At 60.2% G+C, this 12496-nt stretch carries 5 protein-coding genes; all 5 read right to left on the bottom strand.

Going from position 1 to position 12496, the window contains the following annotated elements; translation table 11 throughout:
* Window positions 1-6 precede the first annotated feature (6 nt).
* Window positions 7-759: a gluconate 2-dehydrogenase subunit 3 family protein gene (locus IVB13_RS03340; RefSeq protein ID WP_247487719.1), complete on the bottom strand. Its 753-nt coding sequence runs from the start codon at window positions 757-759 to the stop codon at window positions 7-9.
* Window positions 756-2063, bottom strand: a complete 1308-nt coding sequence (locus IVB13_RS03335) for a DUF3095 domain-containing protein (protein ID WP_247487717.1) — start codon at window positions 2061-2063, stop codon at window positions 756-758. Before IVB13_RS03335 ends, IVB13_RS03340 begins: the two co-directional genes overlap by 4 nt.
* 6297 nt (window positions 2064-8360) lie before the next feature.
* On the bottom strand, window positions 8361-8594 hold the full coding sequence (locus IVB13_RS03330) for a hypothetical protein (RefSeq protein ID WP_247296369.1): 234 nt from the start codon (window positions 8592-8594) through the stop codon (window positions 8361-8363).
* A gap of 108 nt (window positions 8595-8702) precedes the next feature.
* A complete protein-coding gene (nhaA, locus tag IVB13_RS03325) occupies window positions 8703-10646 on the bottom strand; it encodes a Na+/H+ antiporter NhaA (protein WP_247334905.1) in 1944 nt (647 codons plus the stop codon).
* 27 nt (window positions 10647-10673) lie between these two features.
* Window positions 10674-11735 (bottom strand): ATP-binding protein, encoded by a 1062-nt coding sequence (locus IVB13_RS03320; protein ID WP_247334909.1) that lies wholly within the window; start codon window positions 11733-11735, stop codon window positions 10674-10676.
* Between the last annotated feature and the right edge of the window lie 761 nt (window positions 11736-12496).

Raw genomic sequence — 12496 nt, 5'->3', positions numbered from 1 at the left:
TGAAAATCAGCTCAAGTCAGCGATGCTTTGGCTTGGTTCGGTGTAAGGCTTGTTGTAAGTTGTCTCGATCAGGTCGACGAAGTTCCCGGTCGCCCCGCTATAGCCGATCATCTTCCACGCAGCCTTATCGCGATTGCCGCCGTAAGCGGGATCGCTGAAAAAGCCTTCCATCACGTTCTGATAAAGCAGATCAAGGAAGAGGCCAGCAGGAAGCGGTCCCGAATCCGCTTTGCCTGTGCCGAGATCATTTAAGACCTCATCGCGCTGACTTTCCGTGATCGATGAAAAGTCCTTGCCATAGGCCTTGGTGCAGTATGCGTTGATCGCCGGGATGGCGGCGCGATAAGCTTCCGCAGGAGAGAGGCGAACCTGCCATCCTTGTTGGGGCAACCCAGGATGCCATGGACCTTGCATAAACATTTTACCGCCTTGCCCGAAACCGCCTGCCAATTGCTGATCGATGAAATAGGCAATGCCCAAATCGACGCCGCTGGCCGTCAAGTCATCGGCCGGAATCATATGATTGACCGCCGCCTCGACCCAGGTGGCCTCATCGGGATTGAGGAACGTGTAAGCGCGCTTCTCGGGTGGTGCGGAAGTTGCCGTCTGTGCGGGTGAGGATGCATGAGCAGTCTGCTTCGCGCCCATCTGCATCGCATGCTCCGCCGATGCGGGTTGTGGGGCGACTGATCCGCTAGTTACGCCGACGACGCCAATGACGCCCGCTCCAACAACGAATTCACGACGTTTGATGGTCATGGCTGACCTCGCCCTTCAAGTTGTGACGGCCCGCAAGTGTCAAGGTGCCGCCGGAGTATCAACTGCTCGCGCTGCTGCCACCCTGCCATGACAGCGGTCTTGCCTGCTTTGAGTTTGGCCGCTGCCGCGGCGTAACCTCCGTCGGCCCCATCAACGAAGTGGACGTGATCTGACCGGATGTTTGAAGGCACGTAACAGGTGAGATGCGCGCTCGTCTGACGATGTGTGCCCGCTACACAAACGCCAGAGAGCTGGGCCGAAACCAGTCGAGCCTCGATAGCGTCTGCGATTTCCGGCGAACAGTCCACCGTCATTTTCAGGCCATCGTCGAACTTTCTGAAATCCGTATTGTTCGAAATCTCTCGTCGATATTTGAGGGGTTTGAACTGGCCCATGCGAATACCTGCCGAAAGAACGAATCGCGTCTTGATAGCTCGTAGTGCATCTGCGATGGCCGTCAGAAGGTGCGCGTGTGAGGAGTGCTTATCAAGCAATCTCTGGATTTTGCCTCCGAGCCAGGCGGGCAACGGACCGCCCTCCGGCAACGGATGGCCCGATCGACGCGAGGAAAAGTCGATCAAGGCCAAAACATCCGCCACCAAAGCCGCGTACGACCGTTGCTCTTCGACCGGAATGGCGATGATAGAGAGGATGGTGCCCTGCTCGGTAGGGATTGGCCCGAATCCGCAGTAGAGCCCTGATAAATCGGGCTTGGCATCCAACGGTGCGCGGCGTACTTTGAATTCTCCCTTCTTGAGTTGTCCTTCCGCCCACGCCATGCCGCCGCCGGTGAACATGGCGTACGAGACGTTCTCGGACGCGGCATATCGCGCGACACGAACATCGTGACCGGCTGCGCGGATTGCAGAAACCGGAACGATCGCGACCCGAAGTACAAGATCGAGAGTATCATCTGCCCATGCCGCAGTTCGCGCCAATGCATACTTCACTTCGTCAAGATACTTGCCGGGGATCGCTACGGTCGCTCCGTCGCCGCCGAAAACATAGGGAAAGCAGAGTTCAGGTAACGCGTTGGTTATGGCGACCAGCACCGCAGCGCCCACCGTGTTGACGGCTTTGTATCGGCCGGTCTTGATCGCCGTCGTCGATTGGACGATATCGGCAATTCCGATGAACCAATCGCGCGGTAAGGGGAGATAGCGGTCGAAACGCGTTATTTGTGAGAAGTTATCGAACGGCTTCAGATTGCCGTAGAAATGCTCTGTACTCGCGCTTCCCGTATTCGTGCTTGAGAAGGCGCGTTCATGAGCTGATTTGCCCGTCAAGCTGTCTTGGAGCGTCATTTGCTCGCTCCTTTGTCGTTATCCCAAACCCTCGCAACAGGAGCGGGATGCGCGCGTGAGCTTACCAATAAGCCTGTTTCACCGTTAGCTACCACGTCGTCACCGTCAGTGATGAGCTTCCGTTGATTCTTTGTTGCGATATCCTCTTTGGACCACTCGGCCAACTGAACATCCCGCATTCGGTGAATAACCAGCACTGAGCTCAATGAAATGCGCAAGGATAAGGCAGAAGACATACGCTCGCGCTGAACTCGTTTCAGCTTGCTCCAAGAACGACGTGCGAATGATCGAGGAACGCTATGATGTCTCAAATACATGTTGGCTAGCGGCAGCTCGAGGGAGCCGCACACGGCCAAGCTTTGGCCTCACCGGGATGGAAGTAGTCATAGGTCGGATAGCCCCGGTACGAATTATCAGTAGGATAACCTCGCCGCACCCGATAGCGCACGTCCATCGTCGCGGCTGGTACCGCCGCCTTGATCGACGTGAAAGTGATCGGAGCAGCAGACGATTCGGCCGTTGCAGCCACCGCGATAGGAACAGCAATTGCGAGCGCAATCGCGAGGCCGCGGACTTGAATAGTCACGGTAGCTCCTGTTCGCTTTGAAGATGACTATCCACCACCCGACGAGAATGACCTTGCAACGCCGGAGAGGGAAATCACCTCTCGCCATAGAGTCGATAGACGATCGTTATTGCCGCCGCGCCGCGTGATGCCCGAGCGAGGAATGCCACCATCTGCAGAGACTTGCCGCCCTTGGCCCAATCGAGGTCGCGCGTGCCAACGCGCGCCGCCGTCCGAAGCAGATGAAGAGGATGCGGCAGGGCCATTGAAGGATAGGCTTATTGCCGAACTGACGGAGCACCGTACGAAGGTAATAACGTCGATTGGTGGATCGATCGCGCGGAAGTCGGCACTCGCTTCTGCTTCGAGGATACAAAAGCAAAAGAGGCATTCGCTCTCGCTTGTGACAACTTCGGTGTTCCCTGCCAAGACGGCTAGCCCGCGCTTTGGCATCAGGCCCGCTGGTCACGGCGGCGGGCCCGGTTTGCCTAGGAGCCCGGGTCGTCACCCTCCAGATCCCGCTGCAGGTCCTACTTTTTCCGCTCGCGATGTTCGTACTTTTCACTACAGCCGGAATCGCCACGGGTTACGAGATCAATTTCTTGAAGGGGCGGATAACAGTGAAGCAGCGCGTATTCGCTGGTATATGGCGCGGGTGAGCGTACGCAGACGTTTGCGCCAACGGGTATCCACCAACTGCCCGTCCATAAGCATGTAGCTGCAGTTGTCCGTTTTGTTTGCCTTTTCTGCCGTACTCGCCCCAAGCTGCGCCCAGCGATGCAAGGGCGATGCCTGCGATTATCAGTGTACGCATCTCATTCCCTTTCCTGGACGCGCTCCGCCCTTCGATCCGATGTGGCGAGTGGTACATGGTCAGGATAGGCGGACCTAAAGGCAAGCTCGGCGCGATGGCGCGCCTTAGCTTGCCCATTGGGCGATCTCCAGACCCGCGCAAATGATCATTCCCCACAAGGCGAAGCTAACCTGCAAAGCGATTGCCATTTTCGGTCTCCCGACGACGCCTGAGTCGCACGCACTCTGCAACCGGGGGTCTACGCGATCGGAACGGCGACTTTGGTCCTTACAGGAGGCGCGCGAGGTAGCTCGAACATTGGGTCCATGACGGGTCAAAGGCAAATCACCTCTCGCCATGGAGTCGATAGCCGATCGCTATCGGCAGAGACACGCTTGAGGCGCTCCGGTGGGCCAGGCCTGGCCTTCGAGTACGAGGTGATAGCCTTGCCGCCATGAAAGAGCCCGCCAACTGAGGCGGCTTTATCGTGGGTTATGGCGCGCAATTAGAGGAAGCGGAAACTGAGCGCATCAAGGCCGACCGAGGCCGCGGTTCGCGGCGTAGCTGCTCAAGGAGCGCGATTCGCCCCGGTCTTAGCCACCGCTTCGCGAGTTTGCAAACGAAGGCTGATTTAATTGAGGATCGGAGCGCAGGAGCCTCAAAAGTGAAGGTCGCAGGAACGGCTAAAAGGCTGCTCCTGCGACCGACGCCGCGAAGTTCCGCACGATCGGCACGATCGGCACGGCACCCGCGGTGCTAGCACAGTGGCCCGCCAGCGTGAACCGGCCGGCCTTTTGCCTGGATTCTGACGCGCAGGAATCCCGGTCTATACTCACGCGATGCCGGACGCCCCTGACGCCGAGATTCAATTGAGGGACATCTTCGAAAAGTACCCGACCCACGTCGAGCGCTATCGGGCAGCGAGTCGTGCATTCGCGATCAAGCCAGGGTCAATGCAGGAAACCGTATTTCGCCTATGGTTTGACGAACGGCATGCAGAGTACAAGAAGGAGCAACGAAAATAAGGGTCGTCGCGGATGGCCAAGAAGCCCGCCCTGTCGCTGAGGCGGGCCGGTGTGTGCTATAAGGGTAGACGACTGAGCCGCAGCAGAAGAGGTCTCCCAGCGCCTAGTCGAGATCGGGCTGAAGAAGAAATGACCGACGACTCACGAACCGGGCAAGTCATGCAGCGCCCAAAGTCGTTCCCCTCCTTTGCTCCCCAAATAACAAAAACCGGACGTTGGTTTGTGGCTGTGAAAACTGGTGTTGGTCCCGTTTCCCACATTGCCGACTTCGCGACGGAAGCGGATGCCATGAACTGGATTTCGAACGAATCGGAATACTGGTCCGGCGGACCGAGAAACGGAATCCAAAAGAGACTAGCCTAGCAGAACCTCCCTCTCGGCCAGAGGCAATTCACGCGGCTGGTGGAGATCGGGCGAAGGCAGAAAAATGAGTCAGGTGCTAGACGAACTAGCAAGCCGAAGACGCGGAAACGAAAGCCCTCGCGCTTCCGCAGAATCCCGAGCGCGACCAGTTGCTCTGCGATCTCGCCAACTTCCGCGCGACGCTCGCAAAGCTGAGTCACGAACGTGAAATGGATCAAGGCTAGGGTGGCTGTCCAGGCCGAGGTGCGACCAAGATGGCGTGGAATTTCCCCGTTATCCACAGTCTCTAGGCTGCCGCAACTTGACAACAGCGCTTGAATTGGCCCTGAGCGGGAGTAACCTTCGTCTTTTCCGATTGGCTTTCTTGCGGGGGAAATTCGATGGACAAGATCGAGCGAGCTTTCGTGCTTATTGCACTCACGGGCTTTTACGGCACGATCGCCGGGGTGACGTGGCTGATCGTCGGCTAAGAATGCCTACCGCAAAAAGAAGGGCCCGGTGTATAGGAGCCGACATCAAGCTATTCGGACGCTGATGCGGCGAGCGTTAAAGGTTAAAAATAGATGCCACCCCGGGCGAGCCATCTGCCGACCAGCCCGGAGCGAGATGCGTTGCAGAAGCTGCGCGCGGGACGTGAGCTAACGCCGAGAGCTCTTGAGCCTACCGGCAAGCGCACCGTCTTAAATATGGTCTCCAAGGGCTGGATCGAGCGCGGGAGCACGGCCGCGACGTATCGGATCACAACGGCGGGTCTCGCCGCCTTGCTCGTCAAGATACCCTAGAGCGGGAAACCTGACTTCTATTTATTCAGGCAGGAACCATCCTGCGCTCCCCCATTACTGCCAGTTGCTTCTGGCCTTCCCCCGGGGGCTTGGAGCTCCAACAGCGGCCTCCGCGTGCCCCCGCGGGGGTCGTTTTGCTGCGAGGCACCAATGGACGAGGCCGGCGGGTCGTGTTTGCGCTAAGTGCGACGCTGCTGCATATTTTCCCAAGTTGCGGCAATTCACGCGCGCGACCTATTGATCTCGCGCAGTGGTTGAAGTTCAGTGCGCCCTGTTGTTTTTGGCCGGGGGGCTTTTTCAAATGCGTAATTTTGGAATCGTGGCGCTTGGCGCCGCGTTGGCTGGCTGTGCGTCAGCCTCGTCAGATGTCGCGCCGTCGTACGTTTCGCCGGTCGTGTACCAATCCTACAACTGCCAGCAGCTGGGGCCGCAGCCAGCGGCCGGCCTTTCCGACGCCTAAGGCAGCCAGCGGACGAAAGACGGCTTGGTCACGGCGGCTGCTACCGTCGTGTTCTGGCCAGCCGCATTTTTTGTCGGCGGTGACAAACAGACTGCCGCGGAGCTCGCCAACAAGAAAAGGCCAAATGGTCGCGATCGAGCAGGCGAGCGTTCAGAAGAAATGCAACATCCAATTCCAAGGGAAGCCGCCGGCGTGAGCGGGGGCGCCGATTGTGGGAAGGCCGCAGGCGCCGGAAGGCGTGTCCTGCGGCCCCAGGGCCTGCGCCCAAAGGCGGTCCGCATCGGTCTTGGTGTCGAGACACGTCACGCCGTCCTCGTCACCTACCGGGCTGTTCAGGCTGTAATCGCCGTATACCCGAGGTCGATGCCGCTGATCAGCCAAGAATTCGTCTACACGCGCGCTCGCGTCACTCAACCTGAGGCGCCCCTCCGCTATCGCAACAAGCATCCGAGACATGACGTCTCCGCGCTCGTACTTAGAAAGATGGGCGGTAGCTCGCCGTACCGCTTCGTAGGCATCTTCACCCTCGTTTCGGGTCAATGACGCCCCAGCAAACCGACGCCTGGCCCTCTGAGCAGCGCTCCGCTTTGCGAACGCATTCTGATCGGAGAGGTCACGCAGCCGAGTACCCAGATTGGGAGTCGCCCTCATGAAATTCCTCATCGTTTGCTGCATTTGCGACGTTAGACTCGAACTCAGCGTTCCGCCCTCATGAAGCACTGAGATGGAAGATCTCACCTGTTCTGCGCTGGGCATAAGCAGTTGACGAGGGGTCTTCATACAATCCTTGCAGCGTCTGACGAGGTAACCCAGATGCTGCTCATAAAATGTACTGTCCATCGTCCTGATATGGCCGTTCTTGCATCTTTCCGCTGTTCGGCGATTGTCAGCCGACCGCTGTATCGCGAGCCTCCACGTTAGGGTTACTCGGACTTGCGCCGCGGCTTGTTCATTGGCCTTGGCAAGCCGCCTCGCCTCGTCAGCCCTCTCGGGGTGCAGCTCGCAATGCTTCTTGAAACGCTGAGGGGTGACCAATGCAGGGCCGCATCGCTTGTCGCCAGACGTAATCCTTCGAAGCGTATCCCCTGCGTTGAGCCGCTGCATGAACTCGCCGGCAAGCTCGGGTGTCATTCCGGGAGGGACGTTCATCCACTTCCGTCTGACCGCACTACGCGCCTCATGCGAACGATAGCACCTACATGCGATGGACGTTCTAGCTCGACCCTACTGGTTCCGAGACCTGTCGGCTTCAAGATGTGATGGTCCGCCAGATGATGATGCGCGAACGGCAATCTCGATTCGACCGTTTCACAGAAGCACGACGGCGAGCAAATACACGCCGACCAGCAGCGTGAGACTGCTAACAGTAATCGTGAGATAGATCTGTTGCATTGCGACCTCCCGGAACCGGCGCCATTCAGTGTTTGTGATTCAGGAGCCTCTTCTTACCGGTCGTTGTTATCCGAGCTATCCATAATTGGGACCCTTCAGTGATCGGAAGCGAGCCGAGAAAAGGCCGACGGGCGCTACGCCGCCGACCTCTTCTTGCAACTGCCGGCTCGCGGGTCCGGTTCCGTTGCGACTCTCGGCACTGAGCCGTTGGACTCACTGCTATCTCAGAACGATTTCTTAGGCCATGGCACGCTTGTATCGCGTTATCGTGCTGAGGGAGGATCGCATTCCACAATCGGAATGGCCTGATCATACGTTGGTCTAATTCTAGCCTGGGATGAGCAGTATCGGCATTGAAAAGCTCAGTGTCTTCGGTTTAATGGCTGTTGGACAAAATGGGAGGTTGCTCCAGCTTATCCTAAGCGCGTGCACCCTGAATGCCGTGCTCGGCGACAGGAGTTCCTGCGCTTTCCTGCATTTCTCAGGATCACCGCCCGCACAATGTGCGTGTCGGCTGTCATGGCGGCGAGTTGCGCTATTCCCCGCGAGATCGCAGATGCGGTTCGCTGATGAGATGTCGCTGTCCCGAGTAGCGAGCCTCTAACACATCAGCCTCGGCCACTCGAGGGCCTCCCGCCGTCTTGGGGCCGATGTTTTGTGCGGCTATATCTTGTTTTCCACTTCGGCACGCCGCACGCGCTCGATGATCAATTATTGTCCAAGACGTCCGAGAAGTCACATAGTTCGGTAGCAACTTGACAAGCTCGCGATGCCGGTCTCAAGCGCTGCGTTTCCCACCCGATCCGGCGCCGTTCCGTCGGGCCTGACGGAGGCGGCCAGTAAGGTGTGCACTTTGTTGACCCGACCCCGACGAGGCTGACGAGTCGCGGGCCTCCAGCCGTCTGATATATGCGCCCTCAATTCGGCTTGCCGAGCACGGAGGTGAAGGGCACTACGAAGAGCTCATCGCCGCTGTCGTCGCTGACATGCAGGACCCAGTCACGCCAATCCTCGAGACTTCGCTCGCGGGTTAAGGATTGGACGACACGGGTTGCGTGATCGCGTGCCTCAGCAAGATCGTCCACCACAGCGCCGCGGCGATCGACGAAAACCGTCTTCGTGTTCGAACAGTGAAAATATACCTGAGCCATGGTCAACCTCCTGCAGATGTGACGGTTCGCTGCGATACCTCAGCGCGTTGGTGTCCTCGACGGCGGGATACAACCGACGGAATCGATGATGTCTCGCGGAGTTGGCCGTCAGCGACTGCGACTCTCATTTCCATGGGTAGAATCATCCAAAAGTATCCGCGATTCCGCATAAGCACCCGCGGAGTTCGACACTTGCATGCCGGTGCTCTGCCGCGCCTCTTCGATAAGCTCTTTGCGCGGAGCTCCCCAGAGCAGGGCAATCCCAACGACGGCGGAAAGAATTGACGCAGCGAACACGGCAATCTTGGCGGCCGAGAAGTCAGTGGCGCTTGGAAACGCTTGCCCGGCGATGAACAGCGACATCGTGAAGCCGATCCCAGCCAGGGATCCCGCCCCGGCCAACTGCCGCCACGTGTACTCCGCCGGCTTCACGGCTATGTCGGCGCGCACGGCCGCAGCGGCCGCGAGGAAAATGCCGACCGGCTTTCCTATGGTGAGGCCCGCAATGATCGCGGCCATGAGCCAGTTATGCCCAACGAAGACGCCGGGGTTGATTGCCACACCCGCATTCGCCAGTGCGAAGATCGGGAGCACTGCGTAGCTCGACCGCGCGCCGGCGTGTCGCAGCAGCCGGTCGGCGGGCGATTCAAGTCGGTCGTAGATCGCTTCGAGCGCGTGCAGCGCCGGGGTGGAGGGGCCGTGCCTGAGAACCTCGCCCTCGTGCTGGGCCTCGGAGGCAATGATCGTGCTGGCCTGCGTGATCAGGGCAGCCAGGTTTGCAGGTGGGCGCGTCGGAACGAATAGCGCCAGTACAACGCCAGCCACCGTCGCGTGGAGGCCGCCCGCGTAGACGAACGCCCACAACGCGACGCCTAAGAGAGCATAAGGCGAGAGAAGGTAGACTTTCGACCGGCTCAGCAGCGCCAGCGCGAGGACCACGGCCGCGGCCGCGGCCAAGTAGCCCAGTTGGATATCGCCGGAGTAGAACACGGCGACGACGACGATCGCACCGATGTCGTCGACGATGGCCGCCGCGGTAAGGAAGATCCGCAGCCCAACAGGAACGCGGGCGCCCATCACGGCGATCAAGGCAATCGCGAACGCAGTGTCGGTCGCCATCGGAATGCCCCACCCGTGCGACCACGGCCCCGCGGGGATGACCAGCGCATAAAGAAGCGCCGGCACGACCATCCCGCCGAGCGCGGCGGCGATCGGAAGCGCCGCGGAGCGGCGGCTTGCGAGGTGGCCAACTGTCATCTCACGCTTCACTTCCAACCCCACGACGAGGAAGAACACCGTCAGCAGGCCGTCGTTGACCCAACGGAGGATGGGCATCTGAAAGGCCGCGTCACCAAAGCTCACGCCCAACTCCTGGCGCCAGAGCGCCTCGAATGCGGGCCGGATCGGCGAGTTCGTCAAGACGATGGCCGTCAAGGTCGCGAGGACTAGCAAAATGCCGGCGGACGGGCCCCAGCTCGCGAACTCCAGGGCTGCCGTACGGACGCGGTGGCCAAGCGTGCCAAGCATCGCGTCGACGAGAGAGCTCTCGTCCCAAGGTCCGTCATAGCGTCGACGGTTGATGTAGAAGGTTGGCGTGATTCTCACCCCGCTTGCGCGTGCGCTTGCGACGTCCGCCTCCACCCTCGCCCTCGCGCGCCGTAAGGCGTCGCTGTTGCCAAGCGAGAAATCGGCGCTCACACCGAGGTCCGCGGCCACCGCGACGAGGTCGTCCTCTGTGAGCTGCATCGACCTCGTCATCAGCTTGATGTGCGCGGACCAGAACGCCTCGGGCGTCTGAGCATGCTCAGCGAGCTCGGCGGCCCGAAAGGAAATGCTGTTGTCCGCGAGCGGCTTGTGGCGGAAGGCATAGCAGGCGCGGTTGCCAAGTTGGTCGCGTGCTTGCGCGATGCGCTCGTTGGCAGCCCTGCAGTGCGGACAGGCGTAGCTGCCGTACTCGACGAGCGAGATCTCAGCATCCACGGCGCCGAGCACGTGGTCCGTCTCTTGGTCGACCGGACGGTCGAGACGGCCCGGGGGGATCATGAGCTGCATCACTGAACGGTCGGGTGTTCGCGCCGGCTACGACGTCGGCGCAGCTGTCGCCGGTTTGATGACGTGGAATACACCGCCGTCAGGTGACGGCGCGTAGGCTATTTTCGTGCCGACGATGCTGCTGGGGAGCCCAGCCGCGTGTACGCGCGGGAGGAAGAGGCGCACCAAGGTGCCTAAACCCTGCTTGCTCTCTATACTCATCACGCCGCCGCGGCCTTCGGCGAAGCGCTGGACCTGGGGGAGCCCGAGACCGGTGCCGCTGTCCATGGGTTTTGTGGAGAAATACGGGGTGAATGCCTGCGAAAGGACCTCCTCAGGCATGCCCTCCCCGTCGTCGGCGACGATGATCTCAACGAATGCCGCGGCCGCACCGGAGGAAGGTTCGACGTTCCGCGCCGCGACGGTGATCACGCCGAGGTCCGGCATGGCATCGGCCGAGTTTCGACAGAGATTCAGCAGCGCAAAGTACAGTTCTTCCGGATCAGCGTTGAAGTTCCATAAATCAGAGGCAATCTCGGTGCGCACCGTGATATCCGGACGCAACGCCCGGTCAAGCGTGCCCGCTATTGCTGTGAGGCGACTGCCCGAGACGAACTCATCGGTCGACTTGGGGGGCGGTCGCGCAGCGTCGAGGAGCTGCCGGGACAGCAACGCGCCTCTCGTGATCGCCTCCTGCATTTTGTCGGCGGTGGCCTTTCGGTGCGCGGCTTCGCTCTGGCACTCCAGCAGCTGCAGTCCGCTCCCGATAACGGCGAGAAGGTTATTGATGTCGTGGAGGAACTGCTTCAGGTCCGCTGCCCTCACCCCTGCCCGCTCGCCGGCCGCGACCGCCCCTCCGGTGTCGGGCCGCGGACTGGTGCGGCACAAAATTCCCGAGACCTTGCCGTCGGACCCGACGAGCGGGATCTCAACGTACCTGGACGCGATGAGGCCGCTACCGTCATCGCGTGCGCCCCGCACGCTTGCGTTGCTCGCACGCTGCACTCCAAGCGCAAGCCCGGCGCGCTCCCTGAGCACGACGACATCCTCCAGCGCCGGGCTTTCGACCGCACCGGGGAATGAAACGCCGGTTGTCTCTTTGATCTGCATGTCGGACCTCTTGGCTTGCGACGGTTCAATGGAAGGCCGATTTCGGCTCTTACCCGAGGGCCGGCGACCATGGCTCGAAGATTGAGTCCATGTCGGTCAAAAGGAAAATCACCTCTTGCCATGGAGTCGATAGCCGACCGTTATCGGATCGAGAGAGCCGCTTGGCGCCACCGCGGGCGCGCAGCGCTGCCCTCTGCACCGCCTCGCCCGACCAGAACTCTCGGCCACCGAAAAGGTGTTCCACGTGCCTATCTGGATAAGCCTAAAGCGGTTGTCGCGACGATCATAGCTTTACCGGTCCATTCCATGGCAATGACATTGGTGCCGCGAGCGCGGTCGTGAGGCCGAAGCGCCGCCGTACACCCGCCGAAATTAGAATTGGGAGTATAGCCATGAGCAAGTATCGCAGGACAGCCTGCCCTTGAACTCGAGCCCTACTGGATCGAAGCTCGGGGAAAGGAACGTCCGCCTCCCACGAGGAATTCGCCGCGCGCCACAGGCTTCTCTCTTCTTTCAGTGTTGGTGCGGTGGCTACCACCCGCACCTACTTCCAATTCTCCAGGGGTTGGCTCACGATCCCCGCAAATGAGGACCTCGGAAACGCCGCAGTCCAGACTGCATCGAGGGGGCCTACGTCAATGCGCGTGACAAGTTGCCCTTCGACCAGTAGCGCTACGGCCCCGGACCCTTCGCCCACGAGGGCCATTCGTCGCGGGGAGTCCTTACCACCACCATGGCCCACTACCGCACCGGTGGCACAC

The organism is Bradyrhizobium sp. 17 (genome assembly GCF_023073515.1).
Taxonomy (GTDB): Bacteria; Pseudomonadota; Alphaproteobacteria; order Rhizobiales; family Xanthobacteraceae; genus Bradyrhizobium; species Bradyrhizobium canariense_D.
This window is presented reverse-complemented; position numbering and strand designations above follow the sequence as displayed.